Here is a 17216-nt window from a genome sequence, read left to right as displayed (position 1 = left end):
GAAAAGAGGCGCAATTTCGAAATGAGTTATAAGGCAGTGCAAAAGGTAAGAGTGAAAGTGCCGGCAAGCACGGCAAACTTAGGTCCTGGCTTTGACTCACTGGGGATGGCCTTGAACTTATTTGCTTGGATTGACATGGCGATCTCGGATGAAACGACGATTCATTTAATCGGTGATCAGATGAACGGAATTCCAACGGACAAGTCCAATTTAATTTATAAAGTTGCGCAAATGGTATTTGAACAGGCGGGCGTTTCTCACCCTGAGCTGGATATTACCATGTATAGCGATATTCCACTCACACGCGGTCTAGGCAGCAGCGCGTCAGCCATTGTTGGTGCGCTTGCCGGCGCCAATGCCCTGATCGGCAACAAGCTCACGCAGTATGAGCTGTTCCAAATCGCGAGCCGCCTAGAGAAGCACCCGGACAATGTCGGGGCCAGCTTGTTCGGCGGGATCGTGGTTGCGTTCTGGGACGGTGAGAAAGCCGAATCTATTCGAATAGAGCCGGACGCTAACTTGGAAGTGCTGGTGGCGATACCAGCATTCCAGCTTTCTACAGAGAAGGCGAGAAGCGTCATGCCGAAGCAAGTAGCCATGAAGGATGCGGTGTTCAACCTCAGCCATTCATCCTTGCTTGTTGCCGCGCTAAGCACAGGCAACCTAGGAATGATCCGCCATGCCATGAAGGACGCGCTGCATCAGCCTTACCGTGCAGAGCTCATTCCGGGCATGAAGACGCTGCTTGAGCAATCGGAGAACCATGGTGCGTTAGGTGTTGCACTTAGCGGAGCTGGACCGACGATGCTTGCGCTAGTGGATGCACGAAGCGGCCAGAAAGAGGAGCTGGAGGCATTCTTGAAGGATACACTTGCTGAGGAAGGAATCGAAGCACAGATGCTATGGTTAAAGCCGAGCGTAGAGGGTGTTGCGGCAATTCTGCTAGAAGAAGATGACGGGGATCTGTTATCCTTCGTTGAAAGGGAGGTTCTTGCATGAAGCGGGTTGCCATCTTAGGACCAAGCACCTTTTCGGAAGAAGCCACCCGTCATTTTTTGGGTGAAGACTTTACTTACGTTTCATACAAGCTAATTTCAGAAGTGTTCAATGCGACAGCATCAGGTGAAACGGAACTAGGTGTCATTCCCATTGAAAATACGCTTGAAGGTTCCGTTCATTTGCATGTCGACTGGCTCGTTCACGAGGTTGATCTGCCCATTCGGGCGGAGTGGGTTTTTCCCATTGATATGAATCTTATAGGGTTTCCGAGCCCTGAAGGGCAAACGGAAGCTTCGAATCCATATGGACACATTCGTAAGGTGCTATCTCATCAGGTCGTCCCTGCACAGTGCAGTAGATTTATGAAGCAGTATTTGAGCGAAGCAGAGTTTGAGCAAATAAGCACTACAGCTGAAGGAGTACGTATTGTATCAACGCTGCAGGACCCTACCGTGGCTGCTATCGGAACGGCTATTGCATCTACAAATTATGGTGTTCCAATGCTGCAAAGGGAAATTCAAGATCATAAAGACAATATGACCCGTTTTCTGCTGGTTGGTAGCGAAGCGTCAGAACTGAAATCCTCGGAAAACATGAAAACAACCATTCTGGTCACGCTGCCTGAAGATTTCCCAGGTGCGCTTCATCAGGTGCTCTCAGCTTTCGCGTGGCGCAGAATTAATCTTTCGAAGATTGAATCCAAGCCAACGAAGAAGAAACTTGGTACTTATTATTTCTATATTGATATTGCTGGTTCCCTGGATTCCGTTCTCCTGCCATCTGCCATTCAAGAGATTGAAGCGATTGGTTGTCAGGTTCGAATTTTGGGTTGTTATCCGAGTTATTCGTATACGTGTTAATACCGTTCTTCCCTTGCGTTCATTACGCGAGGGATTTTTTTTGTCCAAAAGGGGCAAAAGCCTAGGAACCTGCATAAACTGTAATATCATTGTGACTAAGCGAATGCTTACGAAGCAAGTTTTCTTGCGAGAACTCGAGTTAATGCTTACAAAGGCAGGATTTCTAACGAAAACTCGAGTTTAGGCTTACGAAGTAAGTTTTCTAACGAAAACTCTAAGGAGGTATGGTGTTGAAAATTCATATTGTCAAAAAGGGCGATACCCTGTACGAGCTTGCAAAAAAATATCAAACCACATTGGACGAAGTCATCGCACTTAATCCGCAAATTGCACAACCGGATCAACTTGACATCGGGATGAAGGTGAAAATACCTTCTAGACCGAAGCCAGTAGATCCACCCGCTTCAGATTATGTCTATAAACACGTTGTGGAGCAGGGTGATAGCTTATGGAAACTTGGTAAGGCTTGGGATGTACCTCTTCAAGAGATGATTAAAGCAAATCCTCATCTGAAGAATCCCAATGTACTTATGACGGGAGAAATTGTTTATGTGCCCAAGATGCATCATGAGCAGGTAGGAGTTAAGCCATTATCGATGTCGAAACCATCGACAGAACCATTTGAGCCAGTACCTTCGGCTCAACCATGGACTGCTGCAGATTCGTACCAGCAACCATTTATGCCCATTGCAGAAGAACCGATAAGTCAAATGCCGTCAGCGCCGCCAGCACCGTCAGCACCGTTTGTAGAAACGATGCCTCTGGCTGAGCAACCGTTTGTACCTTCGCCGATGCCCTCTGCGCCTGAGCCTGGTGTTATTGGTCTCCATGCACCTTACGAGCAGCAAGCGGTTCATCCTTTCCAGCAGTTTCACATTACAGCGACTGAGGTATTTGCTTATCCAAGTTCTGAGCAACAAGAGATGCCAACATATCCAGCTTTTTCACCGTATCAGCAGTCACCATATGAGCAATTTCCGCATCATGCAGAGCCAACCTCCTATCCAATGAGTCAAGATGGCTGTGGCTGCGGTGGCCCATCGATGATCGAACAGCCGTGGACGACATTCCCGTCGGGGTATCCAACTGGAACCGTAGAAAGTCCGTGGGATGGTTATCAGCACGGTTTTCCTACAATTCCTGGGTTATATCCACCAGCTTCTCCCTATGATATGCAACCAACTGCACATAATCCATATGACTATCAGCAGTCTCCTTATGATATGCAACCAACTGCACATAATCCATACGACTATCAACAGGCTCCTTATGGGATTCCTTATGCTGGAGCTCATTACCAGGCTCATTATGAGTCGCCAATTATGCCACAAGTCCACACGCATGAACTAGCGCAAGAGACCGATACCGAAGAAGTTGTTGAAATTGACATCCGTAAAGATAAAAAAGCAAATAGGTCGAGCAGCGGCAATTCTTCCAAAAAAGTCAAATTGTCAGGTACAGAAGCACTCAATGCTTTCTTGAAACGGCAGCAGAGAGCTTCTGAAAAGCAGGAAGCCAAGCAAAACTCACCTTGGATTAACGTCTGAAAAAGAACAAGAAGCCTCCTAACCACAGGACTTGTGGAATAGGAGGCTTCTTAGTTCCGTTATGCTAAGGATTAGGCAATCATACCCAATGTGAAAAAGGTCATTAAACCGACAACAAAATTCATACCCCATTTTTTACGCAGCAGTTCACGTCCGCGATGTAAACGAGTTTTTACTGTTGTAATCGGTAAGTTCAGTTTATCACTTATTTCCTGAAGGGAAAGCTCTTCCAGATAGTATAGCGTAATGATACTTCTATATTTATCAGCTAATTTATTAATGGATGTATGCATATGCTCTTGAACTTCTGTTTGGAGAACAACGTGCTCAGGAGACTGATCTTGACTTGCAAGCTTACTGTAGTAGCTGTAATCATCGTCATAATCGTTCAGCTCAGCATCTAAGGATTGAACAGGCCTTTTTTTGCGCAGCAAGTCTATGGCGACATTTTTACCAATTCGATAAATCCAAGTAGAGAAGTTCTGACTTTCATCAAAGTGGTTTAAGTTCAAATAAACACGGATAAATGTTTCTTGAACAATGTCCTCTGAATCAGGCCTGTTATGCAGCATACGAAAAGCAAGCTTCTGTATTTTGTTACGGTATAACTCGACTAGCTCCACGAAAGCGTTGCGGTCACCCCGTCTGGATAATTGAATTAATTGAAGTTCTGCCACATTCATGCTGTTCCCCTCCTAATATAGGGATCTTTGAGCTGGCTCAAAGTCTCTCCTTTTTGGGATCTTTGAGATTAGCTCAAAGTCTCTCCGTTTATAGTTTTCTCATGAAAACTTGTATCGTAAGCTTAGCATTTGCCTTTTTAAATATATATCGGATTCCCTGGATAAGTATGAGAATATTTCATCTACTTCTGACTATATCATTTCTGTGGCTACAGTCAAATTATAAAGCTAGGGAGAGCTCATTTTATATCCATTTGTTACCGAATTCATGGAAGTTTGGTGACTTTTCTGAGATGGTGATGGATATGAGGCTGAAGTTGAACGCGGTGAGGTTACACCTGATTCATTTTTTTGTACTTCATTCCAAATGGCAACTGCCCCCCACAACAGGACAACTCCTATAATTAGGAGTGTTGTACGTTTGATTCGTTTTCTACCGTTCATGATAAGGGCTTCACCGTCCGTCTTGATTGGTTTCATACTCTCCCTCTATGGTAAATGATGTATAGTGTCTCATGCAAATGGAAACAATACGGAAAAACGAGAATAGAAGGGGATATCGGTGAATGTACTACAACTTTTGAAGCATTTGAAAAGAAAGCTGCGTTGGAAACGTAGTTGGTTGACTTTAGGAATGTTCTTTGCCGTCGTTGTGGTTAGCTATATATTATATGCAACTGAAAGCCTTCTAAGTGCTGGTGATAGCCCGAGTGGAGCCGTTAGATCGACCTTTGCTGGACTTACACCGGTGGATGATCAACGTCTTCAAGAAGCGACGACAACGTTGAAAAGTATAACGAATAGCAGGGAGAGCTATTTGCTTAAGACTTATGTTTGTGGCGAGGAGCGCAGTCAGTTGGGCCTGCAGACCCCTCAAGAATTATTGAAAATGCAAATGAAGCACCCTAATTGGTTGCTGAGCATAGGTGCGAATGGAGATGTCACTTTTACCGAAAGTATCGATGATTTATCGCCGGCATGCAAGGAAAAGGCGGTATTCGGCATCGACGGAAGCAGCAATCTGTCCCTTTTTAATGGAACACCAGCCAAGGATAATGTGATTCGAACATTTTTTCAATTGAACATTAAGCATTTAGAAAGCAGTCTTCCACGCGAAACGGTGGAGCAGCTCCATGAAGGGATTCGAGTCACTGATTTGGAGGAGTATAATAGCGTATTATCAACTTTCAGTGATTATGCCATGCCGCCACAAGAGACTGAACGGGCAATGACAAGACCTTAATTAAGGTGATAGTAGGATGAAGAGGTAGATCGGGAGATTCCTGAGTCTATCTCTTTTTTTTGTTATCTGCTATAATGAAATGACTACATATGTTCGCTTTTTTAAAGATGGGAGAGAATGGCTGTGCGTATTCTGGGTATTGATCCGGGGATCGCGATAGTTGGTTTTGGCTTTATTGATAAGATCGGAAGTAAGCTCATTCCTGTGCAGTATGGTTCAATTCAAACCGAAGCACACACGGATCCTGGGATCAGGCTGAAAGATGTCTATGATGCTACGACGCAATTAATAGAGAAGTATAAACCGGACGCGATGTCGATAGAGAAATTGTTCTTTAATCGGAATGTAACGACGGCATTTACAGTAGGACAAGCGCGGGGTGTCATGATTCTTGCGGGTGTTCAGGCTGGGTTGTCGATAGCTGAATATACTCCGCTTCAAGTTAAACAATCCGTTGTTGGCTACGGGAAAGCAGAGAAACACCAAGTGCAGGAAATGGTCAAAATATTACTAAAACTGTCCCAAGTGCCTAAGCCTGATGATGTAGCCGATGCGCTTGCTATTGCTATTTGCCATGCCCATTCTTCTGCTTTGCAATCTAGGATAAATGAGGTTAGGAAAAGATGATAGATTTCTTAAGAGGGAAAGTTGCTGCACGCGAGAGCGACTATGCGGTGCTGGATGTAAATGGCGTAGGTTATCGTGTGTTTTGTCCGAATCCCTATGCGCTGCCGCATAAGGAAGATGAAGCTGTCACGATGTTCATTCATTATCATGTACGTGAAGATGCTCATTTGCTATTCGGTTTTATTTCACGGGATGAGCAGTCCTTGTTTCGTTTATTGCTAGATGTGTCGGGAATTGGGCCAAAGGTTGCGCTGGGCATTCTTGCTGCGGGCGGAAGACCAGAGGCTGTTATTCTAGCAATTAGCCAAGAGAATCTAGCGTTCTTGACAAAGCTCCCAGGCATCGGAAAGAAAACAGCACAGCGGATTATCTTGGATCTGAAGGACAAATTGGGTTCGGTGAGCTTCTCAAGTCCGGAAGCTGCGGTAGCTTTAAGCGTGGTTGGATCTGCTCAGCTGACCGATGGCGGTCATGCCTGGAGCGAAGCGAAGGAAGCGTTGATGACGCTTGGTTACACGGAAGCTGAAGCTGATCGTGCTTGGTTGCAAGTGAAGCCAAAAGCGAATCCGTCTGATTCTGTTGATGTGTTGATGAAGCTTGCGCTGCAAGCTTTGTATACGATGTAGTGAATGAGGATTGGGCATGACTTAGCGAATGCTTACGAAGTCAGTTTTGCTAAAGCAAAACTCTTAGGAGGATCGACATGGACAATGACCGGATTATATCGGCTAATTTAATGATGGAGGACAACACGATTGAGTACAGCCTACGTCCTCGTTATTTGGCCGAATATATCGGCCAGAAGCAGGCGAAGGAGAACCTCAAGATCTATATTGAAGCTGCCAAGATGCGTAAGGAAGCGCTTGATCATGTGCTGCTGTATGGGCCACCTGGGCTTGGCAAAACAACTCTGTCCAACATCATCGCCAACGAGCTTGGCGTGAATATAAGAACGACCTCCGGCCCTGCGATCGAGCGGCCGGGGGATTTAGCTGCCATCCTGACGAATTTGCAGGAGGGCGATGTGCTTTTCATCGACGAAATTCACCGCCTCCACCGTACAGTGGAAGAGGTGCTGTATCCGGCGATGGAGGACTTTGCCCTTGATATTATCATCGGCAAGGGGCCGAGTGCACGCTCGGTGCGTCTAGACTTGCCGGCGTTTACCTTGATCGGCGCGACGACACGTGTCGGATTGCTTTCTGCGCCGCTGCGCGACCGTTTTGGGGTCGTCAGTCGGCTGGAGTTTTATACGGTGGAGGAGCTCACCTACATCGTCAGCCGAACGGCCGACATCCTACAGGTCGGCATCGTCGGTGAAGCTGCGCGCGAGATCGGCATGCGCTCGCGTGGAACACCGCGAATCGCGAACCGCTTGCTGAAGCGGGTGCGCGACTTCGCGCAAGTGAAGGGCGATGGCATTATCACGCTGGACATCGCCAAAGAGGCACTCAAGCTCATACAGGTCGATGACCTTGGGCTTGATGAGATTGATCATAAGATGCTGCGCGCCATCATTCAAAGCTTCCAGGGCGGCCCAGTTGGGCTCGAAACGATTGCCGCCACTATCGGCGAAGAGAGTCAAACGATCGAAGACGTCTACGAGCCTTATTTGCTGCAAATTGGATTCTTGCAGCGTACCCCTAGAGGCCGGATGGTAACGCCTCAGGCCTATCATCATCTAGGTTTACCGGTGCCGGAACAACGGTAATTCAAGATCTTTTGCCACTGCTGAAAGGCGGGCAAAAGATTTTTTTTCTTTATAGGAAATTATAATAGATGCCGATCTGTGGATAAGTGTTGTAAAATGAAAACGGAAATGGAAGGGATACATGTGGGGAGGCAGTCCCACGGGGACGTGAATACAGAATTACGGATATCCTCTAAAACCTAAAAGGACCGTCAGGGTGATCTTCCCAACCGCTCCTTTTACTAAGTAGCCAAACAATAATTGTTCAACCACCTGTGAACATATTCTCTTATATCTGTTTCCCAAACTCAACACGTATCGGCATCACCAGATTTTAGCGGAACGTAGAAGCTTTATTTTTCTCAAAAGGGCGTAATTCACGTTTTCGCGGAACGAGGAGCCTCTATTTCCCGCTTTCGAGGTGGAAAAACCGGTAAAACGCCAAAATAGCGCCCCTACGTTCCGCGTGCGGGTCCCGCATCGACATAATCACCTAAATAACGTCTCCTCGTTCCCCGCGATCCTAAGATTTGCAGCCTAAATGTTCGAAATCACTCCGCAGAGTTTCGCTTTCAAGCCGACCTATAATCCAGTGGATTTGACCACTTTTTTGTTTTCCGTCGAGTTTGCGGAGCAAGAAAGCGTATTGTTTTTTGTTTCTTTGTTTTCAGTCGAGACTTAGTATTATTTTCATTCTTGGGGGTGGCGTCGGTAGATGTCATGGTGTTTCTATAAATTAGAGGTGTATGTCGGGGAAATCGCTGATTCCCGAGCGAAATGTATTGCAATATTGTACTCTCTACAACAATTTCATGGCTTTATGAGGTTTTACACAGCGATTGTTGTACAAAGTACAACAGTTTAAGGCAATACCTCACCATTTAGACTCCTAAAGTTGAAAATTGTTGTATTTTTTGCAACATGAGGAGGAATATAGGGGAAATCCGAAAGAATTGTTGCACTTTTTACAACAAGCGAATCCTTTAAGCTTTAGCAGAAGTTTTTTCAACAAAGGAGTTCAAATACATAAGATAGATTAGTTTATGGATGTTTTTTGCCTATGTAAAATTCTATCAACCAAAACTTCTTCCAATTTCTAGAGTCTAATTTAGTAGAATGCTGCAAAAGAAAGGAAATTGTGTCGAATGAATTGGAGAAATAAGCTGCTTACCCCTAAGAGAATAGCTTTAATAACGACGGCTGCTTTGACCTTTGGAACATTCTCTGCGCTGGTGCCCCATGCAAATGCAGAGGGGATCAAACACTTGGATCAGATTCGTGTTGCACTTTTGATAGATTCAACCAAATATAAGAAAGTAGAACCTGTAGTTACCCTTACTGCATCTGGCGGTCTGGATATTGCTGTACGTAATTCAGCCGGTACTGCTGCTAAACCGTGGGCGTCGATTCCGGATGCTTCAATTCGAATGTCGATTGATCAGTATAGTGTAATTATGCTCGAAACGATAGACTACATAGCAGCCAAAGCCTTATATGCTAAATTAGCTGCGATGCCCGAAGATAGCTATGTGTTAAGTAGAGTGAAACAAGGCAGAACCGTGTACCAAGTTTATTACGGCAGCTTCGCCTCTAAGGAAGAAGCCGAGGGCGCTGCGGCGCAAGCGCTTAAAGATACAACAGTTTTGGCGTTAACGAAATCGGCTCCTCCTGTATTTAAAGGTCCTCTGCATTGGAGTGCGGGTACGTATGCTGATGAGGCGGCTGCTTTGCAGCAGTTGCTTTTGTTTAACCAAGCTGGACTCGATGCAGATATTGCGCTGCAAGAAGATGCGGCAGGTAAACTAACCTATAGCGTATGGGTAGGTAATGAAGCTACTACAGGACAGTTAGAAGCAGTAAAACAGGCAGCGTTACGCGCAGCTCCCAACTTGCCTTTACAACCCGTGAATATGAAATCATCCTATTTACTTCGCAGATCGGATGTAACGGCTTCCTCGAATGGCTCCGCTGCGGTGCTTCATTATGCCGCGGCAGCAGGCGATCAAAAGACGGTGATCCATCCGAAGAGTCAGGGTATTACAATCAAGGAGCGGGCTAACCTCAGTTACCGCGGAGACATGGAGATAAGTACCTATCATGGTAAGTTAGCCTTGGTGAATGAAGTGCCGATGGAGCAATATTTATATGCTGTCGTAGGCTCAGAGCTTAGTTCCGGTTGGCCAACAGAGGCGTTGAAGGCCCAAGCTGTAGCTGCCCGTACTTTTGCAATCAAACAGGGAAATAAGTATGAGATAGCACAAGTTACGGATACAACGTTAGATCAGGCTTACTATGGGATACAAAAGGAATTTACTGCGGGAATACAAGCTGTTGATGCGACAAAAGACGAGGTATTATCAGATAAAAATGGACTGATTTCACCTGTATTTTCTTCAAATTCAGGCGGGATGACTGCGGATCCCTCTGAAGTATGGGGGAATCCATTAGCTTATTTGCGTAGTGTACCAAGTCCGGATGATGGTGCTGAAAAAGGGAAGGCCATCTGGTATCGCATTCAGTTAACCGATGGTAGAACGGGCTACGTACACAGCATGTATCTCAAAGACAGTGGTCAGAAGGGTAAAGAGGGCGCTTCTTACTACGAGGCCACGGAACAAGGTGTAAATGTCCGTATGGCTCCTTATGTAGATAATGCAGCTAATCCTTCGATCGCTCAACTTTCCAATAAAGAGAAAGTGTTAGTGTTGGGCCAAGAAAAAGAATCGAATGCCTATTCTTGGATTAGAGGTCCTTACACTGGTGATGAGATTAAAAGTAAATTAGCGGCAGCCAATGTAATTGTAAGCGGAGATCTGCAATCACTTGAAATATCGAAGCGAGGACCTTCAGAGAGGGTGACCGAACTTAAAGCGAACGGAGTTGTGGTGAAGGTGCCTTATCCCGATGCCTTACGTGCGGCACTTGGGGGATTACCCAGCACCCGGTTTGAAATTGTACAAGCAGGAAGTTATACTGGTAATACCCCAGATCCAATTGGCCTAGCGATTGCTGGTGCAGGAAGTAGTGAGACAAGTAGTGCTGGCTCTGATTCGGTCTATGTGTTGTCTGGTGGTCAATCACAGCCTACAGCATTGAAGATAACCGATTTAACGGCTTTAGGCACAGCGGGACAGTCGAAACCGACGTCTCCGTCAGTAACCCCTGTGATCCCTCCTAATCCACAAACGTCAGGTCAAGGCAATCAGTTCATTTTCCGTGGAACAGGCTTTGGACACGGACTTGGCATGTCTCAATGGGGTGCAAGAGGTTATGCCGAATTAGGCTACGATTATAAGAAAATACTTCAGTCTTATTATGCTGGAGTCAACATAACTAAGGAATGAATACACAACATGGATGTACAAGCTTTCGATTTTGAACTACCAGAATCATTGATTGCCCAGACGCCGCTGCTTGATCGCACGGCGTCTAGACTTCTTACACTGAACAAACAATCAGGTGAGATTAGTCACCGGACTTTTGAACAACTAATTGATTATGTAGAAGCCGGGGATTTGCTCGTGATGAATGACACACGAGTCATTCCAGCACGGCTTTTTGGTGCGAAGAAAGACACCGGCGCCAAAGTGGAGATTTTGCTCCTGAAGCCCCTGGGCGAGGATCGCTGGGAAGCCTTGGTAAAGCCTGGAAAACGCATGCAATTAGGGGCTGTGGCGGTTTTCGGCGTGAACGCCAACTCAACCAATGGAGAACAACCCTTGTTAACAGCGGAAGTTGTGGAAGTTGGAGATATGGGTGGTCGAGTGCTCCAATTTAGTTATACAGGCATTTTCAATGAGATTCTAGATCGATTGGGCGAAATGCCGCTTCCTCCTTATATTAAGGAGCAGTTGTCCGAGCGAGAACGCTATCAAACGGTATATGCAAAACATGAAGGCTCAGCTGCTGCACCAACGGCGGGCCTGCATTTTACCGAAGCCTACTTGGATAAACTTCAAGCTAAGGGTGTTCGTCTTGCATTTGTCACCTTGCATGTTGGGCTAGGGACTTTCCGTCCTGTATCTGTGGACACCATTGAAGAACACCAAATGCACGAGGAGTATTATATGCTGTCAGCTGAAACGGCAGCTCTAATTAACGAAACCAAAATGAATGGTAAGCGTGTGATTGCCGTGGGGACTACATCTGCGCGCACGTTAGAAACGGCAGCTGGCTTAAGCCGTAAGCACGCAGGTAATGAGACTGACGAACAATTAGTTATTCAACCTTCACAGGGCTGGACTTCAATTTTTATTTATCCGGGGTATACGTTCGGTGTGGTGGATGCTTTGTTAACCAATTTCCACTTACCTAAGTCAACCCTGCTTATGCTCATTAGCGCAATGGCTGGGCGAACGAATGTGTTGCAAGCTTATGAAGAAGCTGTTCGAGAACAATATCGCTTTTTTAGTTTTGGAGATGCTATGTTAATTTACTAAGATCAGTAGTCAGAATGACGCTTAGAATAGGAAGTGGATGTATTGGCAGCAGCAGTTACGTACGAACCAATCAAAACATGTAAACAATCCGGAGCACGTCTTGGACGCGTTCACACCCCTCACGGAGTCATTGAAACGCCAGCCTTCATGCCAGTTGGCACACAGGCAACGGTAAAAACGATGAGCCCTGAGGAATTGAAGACAATGGATGCCCATATTATTTTAAGTAATACTTATCATCTCTTCATCAGACCGGGTCATGATATTGTGAAAGCTGCTGGCGGTTTGCACAAATTCATGAATTGGGACCGACCTATTTTGACAGACAGCGGCGGGTTTCAAGTATTCAGTCTTAGTAACATGCGTAAGATTACGGAAGAAGGCGTACAGTTTAAGTCCCACTTAAATGGGGACAAGCTATTTCTTTCCCCAGAGAAGGCCATGGAGATTCAGAATGCACTTGGTTCTGATATTATGATGGCTTTTGACGAATGTCCTCCTTTTCCGGCAGAGTACGAATATGTGAAGAAATCACTTGAGCGTACGACGCGGTGGGCCGAGCGTTGTCTGCAAAGTCATAGCAGACCGAATGATCAAGGATTGTTCGCCATCATTCAAGGCGGCATGCATGAAGATCTTCGGAGGTTGAGTGCTGAGCAGTTGACTTCCATGGATTTCCCGGGGTATGCTATTGGTGGACTGAGTGTTGGAGAACCTAAGCATTTAATGTATGAAGTGTTGGATTACACAACACCTCTTATGCCTGCGAATAAACCTCGCTATTTGATGGGTGTAGGTTCGCCAGATGCTTTAATTGAAGGCTCTATCCGCGGTATCGATATGTTCGATTGCGTACTGCCAACAAGGATAGCTAGGAATGGGACATGTATGACTAGCGAAGGCCGTCTTGTTATTCGTAATGCTAAGCATGCGACCGACTTTGGTCCGCTGGATCCTAAATGTACTTGTTACACCTGTAAGAACTACAGCCGGGCTTATATTCGTCATTTAATAAAAGCGGATGAGACCTTCGGAATCAGATTGACTACGATTCATAACCTTCACTTTCTACTACAGCTCATGCGTGATGTAAGAGGAGCCATCCAGGAAGATCGTTTACTTGATTTCCGTGATGAATTCTTTGCCGCTTATGGGCTGAATGATAATGAAAGAGGATTTTAAGAAAGGAGGATACCTATGTTACTAGCAGCAGACACTGCGAATACAGGTGCAGTTGGATATTTGTATACATACGGACCTTTAGTGCTCATGTTTGTCGTTCTTTACTTCTTACTTATTCGTCCACAACAAAAAAGACAGAAAACCCGTAATCAAATGCTTGGAGGATTGAAAAAAGGGGATAAGGTCGTTACGATTGGTGGGCTTCACGGAACGATTATGGAAATCACAGATGACATTTGTGTACTTCGTGTCAACGATGCGACGAAAATGACATTTGATCGTTCTGCTATCAATGCTGTTTCTAAAACTACAGCAAAAGAATAAAATAAAAAAGCGAGATCCTTCAATCAGGTTCTCGCTTTTTATTTGGTTTTCTACAAGGATATAAAACTAGGATTATAGTTCATTATTCTTTAACCGTTTCAGCAGAGCTTGCTCGCCAAGAACGAGACGGCCATCGGAAATGCGTAAGCCCACTCTGGCTGCTACGACACCAAGCACAACACCCGCACACATGTCAGATAACCAGTGGATGCCCAGATAAAAGATCGTGAAGATGATGAAGGCTGAAGAGCAAGGCACGAATATTTTCCAAAACGTACTGCGGCTCTTCACTGCAATTACAGCCATCGAAACCGAGATCGATGTATGCAAACTTGGAAAACAATTATCAAGTCCAGAAAGTGGCCGATAATCTTGCTCGAAGGTTGGGAACACATCAAGAATCAAAAGCTTAACATTAGGATGAAACGACCAAACTTCGTTAACTGGGAAAAACAGATAGAATGGAATAGCGATCATATAGTTGAACATGAGTGCGTAGCAAATGGCGTAAAAGAGTCTATAATTTTTCTGGTACGTATAAAGCGCAATCGATGTTATCATTACAGCAGGAAAAACGACCACATAAAAATAACTGCTAACTAATGTTAATGTATCATTATGGAAAAAGTGCTGAATGGCAGAAACAAAGTTGCCTTCAATGCCGTAGATAGACTTGGTAAAATCGGTTTTGATATCGATCCCTTTTTCAACCCACATCTCGACTTTATTAAAGAATAGGATCGTAATCAGTGCCACAAAGTGAAGGAGATACTTACGAGAAGTAAATATTTCTTGAACGAAGCTTCCAGCAATATTAAATGGACTTTTACGGGTCGCAGCAATCAGGAAAATTAAAACAGTAATAACTATATAGACTGTTGCATGCGTCATAGAATGAAAAGGGCTCATGGTGTTTTCCCCCTAATATTGGAAATTATTTGCGGCAATAACTATGATATTATACCACAATCTAAGGGGGAAAGTGATATCTTCACGGAAACGTCTTATTTTTGCGTGTTAACTCCGAGTATTCCGCCCAATGCTCCTGACACGAAAAGAATGCTAAGTAATTGAAGGGATTGAAGATTCAAACCGGCATCGAAAGCAAGAAAACCAACCAAAAAAATGAGGATAAAATAGACTAAGCCTACAATACCCCCGTGATACCAGCCGCGGTTTCCAGCTCTTTTGCCTGAAACCCAGCCTCCAATAAATAGAGAAACTGCATGGATAATCGTAGTTAACATATGCAGAGAACTTTCTTGTGTGCTGGTTAAAAGCAGAAATAATGACGTCACTATTGTTCCAATTGTCATCATACTTAATGAATAAACAAGTCCAGAAAATAAAGGAGACGTTATCCGAACCTGACTGACCGTTTTCATAGGGTTCACAGGCCACCAATCCTTTCGTATATTCGTTCGTTTCATTAACATCATTGTATGGCCAAGCACATAGAATTAGTACAGACTGTTCAAAGGGAAGGGGATAATTATGACGGAATTTTCTCAAGGTCCAGCTTTATGGCAAGCTATCGTTGCCTTGATCATTTTTGCCGCGGCTTATGTATGTATCTTGATTGAGAAATGGGATCGGGTGTATACAGCATTAGGTGGAGCCCTTCTGATGATAATGTTGGGGATTGTTCCTCTTGGCAAGGCAGTTACAAGTTACGCGAACTGGCATGTTCTTTTACTAATCACAAGCTTATTTATTATTTCTGGCGTTTTTCAGAAAACAGGAATTATTGATTATTCGGCAAGTCATATCCTACGAAAGTTTCGTTTAAAACCAATTACGGTTCTACTTAGTTTGTCAGTCCTTTCAGCGATAATATCAGCGCTTTTGGACGGTTTGCTAGCTATAGCTGTACTAGTACCCATCTTGTTGAAGACGACGAAAATGATGAAATTATCTCCAGTTCCTTTTCTGATTAGCATTCTCTTATCCGTGAATATTGGCGGAGCTGCAACGCTCATGGGGAATTTGCCTAACCGAATGATTGGAGCTGCAGAGAACATATCAACTGGGGAGATGCTAATAAAGCTTGGGCCTCTTGTAATCATCTTGCTAGCCATCGTATATCTCGTGATATGGTTAATTTACGGGAAGAAAATGATTGTAGCAGAATCGTATAAAAGAGAGCTGCTTACTTTACAACCCGCATCCTATTTAGCTTCAGATCGAGGATTTCTTGCTGGGAGCTGTTTAATCACCGGACTTACATTGTTGGCATTGTTGCTTCAAGACGTTCTAGGGTGGAATGCCTCGTATATTGCTGCATGTGGGGCAGTGACCTTATTGGCATTAAACTACAAAGAACTAATCCAACTGTTTAAACGAAGAGACTATCTTTCCATATGGCAAGGCTTGAGAGAAACACAATTACTATTTTTCTTTGGATTATTCATCATGATCGGTGGTTTAACGTATGCCGGGATTACCGGATTTATTGCAGTGAGGGGTTTAGAAATCAGTCAAGGAAATATCCCTTTCTTATCCATTCTTCTGTTATGGCTTACTGGCTTTGGCTCTGCGATGATGGACTACATTCCTTACACTGCTGCCATGATTCCAGTCATAGAGCATATGGGTAGTATGCTGCCAAGTGCAGACGGTATCTCAACAGTTTCTTCGTTATGGTGGTCGTTAATCGTTGGAACTGCCATTGGCAGCGGGGTAACTCTTCTAAGTTCTATGACTAGCATGTATGCGGCCGCTCTTTCTGATCAGGAGGGGGGAGGGCTAACTCAGCGTGGATATATGATCGTGGCCGCTCCGATTTCCCTGCTTTTATTCATAGCAGCTACAATTTATTTCAAGTTATTTCTGTAGGAATTGCCAACAATTGAATACGTAAATTCTGCATGATGAAGTGCATGAGCGGTCAGAATACCATTGAACTCCGAGAAGCAAGAGCTTAGATCAGGGGAGGCTAACAATGGATATTCTGACCATTTTTTTACGTACCGTGCTGATCTACTTTGTCGTTTTTCTCATGTTAAGGATCATGGGGAAACGTGAAATTGGTAAACTTTCGCTGTTTGATCTTGTGATCTCGATTATGATTGCAGAAATTGCGGTCTTTGTTCTTGAGGATTCCAGCAAACCACTCATGGATGGGCTTGTCCCGATGGCAACGCTGGTACTCATCCAAATCATCATTGCGTTTATTACGCTAAAAAGTAGAACCGTTCGAATTCTGTTTGACGGAAGGCCGAGTGTCTTAATCAACAAAGGAATGATTGACCGAGAGGAAATGAAGAAGCATCGATATAATTTAGATGATTTGATGCTGCAGCTAAGACAAAATAAGATTATGAATGTAGCAGACGTGGAGTTCGCAGTGTTAGAACCTTCGGGGAAGTTAAGTGTAGTGGAGAGAGAAGTGAAAGAGACAGCCGAAGTCAATGATGGAGTGAAGGGTACGATTCGCTATGAAGGACTTCCGCTGCCTCTCATTATGGATGGTAAAGTGCAGGATGAGAATTTGGAGAAAATAGGAAAAACCAGATTTTGGCTGAAAAATCAACTCCAAGTTAAAGGAGCCCGTGATTTTAAAGAAGTGTTTTACTGCTCCATTGATCATAGAGGGCGAATGTTTTTGGATCGTAAAAGATAA

Annotated in this window: 16 protein-coding genes; 13 read left to right on the top strand and 3 right to left on the bottom strand. The window is 44.6% G+C overall.

Features of this window, described 5'->3' with window-relative positions:
• Positions 1 to 21 precede the first annotated feature (21 nt).
• From thrB to AC58UU_RS15410, 3 genes are all read left to right on the top strand, one after another.
• Positions 22 to 999, top strand: coding sequence for a homoserine kinase (thrB, locus tag AC58UU_RS15420; RefSeq protein ID WP_497316972.1), 978 nt, complete (start codon positions 22 to 24; stop codon positions 997 to 999).
• Positions 996 to 1859, top strand: coding sequence for a prephenate dehydratase (pheA, locus tag AC58UU_RS15415; RefSeq protein WP_497316970.1), 864 nt, complete (start codon positions 996 to 998; stop codon positions 1857 to 1859). The genes thrB and pheA overlap by 4 nt, the downstream gene beginning before the upstream one ends.
• Positions 1860 to 2089: 230 nt before the next feature.
• Positions 2090 to 3406 carry a LysM peptidoglycan-binding domain-containing protein gene (locus AC58UU_RS15410; RefSeq protein ID WP_497316968.1) on the top strand — a complete coding sequence of 439 codons (1317 nt, stop codon included), beginning with the start codon at positions 2090 to 2092 and terminating at the stop codon, positions 3404 to 3406.
• A 71-nt stretch (positions 3407 to 3477) separates the two neighbouring features.
• Here the strand turns inward: AC58UU_RS15410 and sigW are convergent, their stop codons facing one another.
• Positions 3478 to 4089: an RNA polymerase sigma factor SigW gene (gene sigW, locus AC58UU_RS15405; protein WP_060648579.1), complete on the bottom strand. Its 612-nt coding sequence runs from the start codon at positions 4087 to 4089 to the stop codon at positions 3478 to 3480.
• Between the two features lie 562 nt (positions 4090 to 4651).
• Here sigW and AC58UU_RS15400 point away from each other — a divergent pair.
• The 8 genes from AC58UU_RS15400 (at position 4652) to yajC (ending at position 13594) form a co-directional block, all read left to right on the top strand.
• A complete protein-coding gene (locus AC58UU_RS15400; protein ID WP_497316965.1) occupies positions 4652 to 5332 on the top strand; it encodes a BofC C-terminal domain-containing protein in 681 nt (226 codons plus the stop codon).
• A gap of 123 nt (positions 5333 to 5455) precedes the next feature.
• Positions 5456 to 5959 carry a crossover junction endodeoxyribonuclease RuvC gene (gene ruvC / locus AC58UU_RS15395; protein WP_057306137.1) on the top strand — a complete coding sequence of 168 codons (504 nt, stop codon included), beginning with the start codon at positions 5456 to 5458 and terminating at the stop codon, positions 5957 to 5959.
• Complete coding sequence (ruvA, locus tag AC58UU_RS15390; RefSeq protein ID WP_497316963.1) at positions 5956 to 6585, top strand: Holliday junction branch migration protein RuvA; 630 nt, start codon at positions 5956 to 5958, stop codon at positions 6583 to 6585. The genes ruvC and ruvA overlap by 4 nt, the downstream gene beginning before the upstream one ends.
• Before the next feature lie 77 nt (positions 6586 to 6662).
• On the top strand, positions 6663 to 7670 hold the full coding sequence (gene ruvB / locus AC58UU_RS15385) for a Holliday junction branch migration DNA helicase RuvB (RefSeq protein WP_497316961.1): 1008 nt from the start codon (positions 6663 to 6665) through the stop codon (positions 7668 to 7670).
• A 1124-nt stretch (positions 7671 to 8794) separates the two neighbouring features.
• The gene (locus AC58UU_RS15380; RefSeq protein ID WP_497316959.1) at positions 8795 to 10993 is read left to right on the top strand and encodes a SpoIID/LytB domain-containing protein; all 2199 of its coding nucleotides are present in this window, start codon (positions 8795 to 8797) and stop codon (positions 10991 to 10993) included.
• 9 nt (positions 10994 to 11002) lie between these two features.
• A complete protein-coding gene (queA, locus tag AC58UU_RS15375) occupies positions 11003 to 12088 on the top strand; it encodes a tRNA preQ1(34) S-adenosylmethionine ribosyltransferase-isomerase QueA (RefSeq protein WP_497316957.1) in 1086 nt (361 codons plus the stop codon).
• Positions 12089 to 12130: 42 nt separating this feature from the next.
• Complete coding sequence (gene tgt / locus AC58UU_RS15370; protein WP_171644746.1) at positions 12131 to 13270, top strand: tRNA guanosine(34) transglycosylase Tgt; 1140 nt, start codon at positions 12131 to 12133, stop codon at positions 13268 to 13270.
• Between the two features lie 15 nt (positions 13271 to 13285).
• Positions 13286 to 13594: a preprotein translocase subunit YajC gene (gene yajC / locus AC58UU_RS15365; RefSeq protein ID WP_497316955.1), complete on the top strand. Its 309-nt coding sequence runs from the start codon at positions 13286 to 13288 to the stop codon at positions 13592 to 13594.
• Between the two features lie 72 nt (positions 13595 to 13666).
• Here the strand turns inward: yajC and AC58UU_RS15360 are convergent, their stop codons facing one another.
• On the bottom strand, positions 13667 to 14503 hold the full coding sequence (locus AC58UU_RS15360; protein WP_171644742.1) for a phosphatase PAP2 family protein: 837 nt from the start codon (positions 14501 to 14503) through the stop codon (positions 13667 to 13669).
• 95 nt (positions 14504 to 14598) lie between these two features.
• Positions 14599 to 15033: a TIGR04086 family membrane protein gene (locus AC58UU_RS15355; protein ID WP_497316952.1), complete on the bottom strand. Its 435-nt coding sequence runs from the start codon at positions 15031 to 15033 to the stop codon at positions 14599 to 14601.
• A 55-nt stretch (positions 15034 to 15088) separates the two neighbouring features.
• Here AC58UU_RS15355 and AC58UU_RS15350 point away from each other — a divergent pair, with 55 nt between their 5' ends.
• Together AC58UU_RS15350 and AC58UU_RS15345 are read left to right on the top strand one after the other, a co-directional pair.
• Positions 15089 to 16429, top strand: a complete 1341-nt coding sequence (locus AC58UU_RS15350; protein ID WP_497316950.1) for an ArsB/NhaD family transporter — start codon at positions 15089 to 15091, stop codon at positions 16427 to 16429.
• A 106-nt stretch (positions 16430 to 16535) separates the two neighbouring features.
• The gene (locus AC58UU_RS15345) at positions 16536 to 17216 is read left to right on the top strand and encodes a DUF421 domain-containing protein (RefSeq protein ID WP_497316948.1); all 681 of its coding nucleotides are present in this window, start codon (positions 16536 to 16538) and stop codon (positions 17214 to 17216) included.

This window comes from Paenibacillus sp. JT22N1 (genome assembly GCF_059692155.1).
The sequence above is the reverse complement of the archived record's forward strand: the minus strand, read 5'-3'. Positions and strand labels throughout refer to the sequence as shown.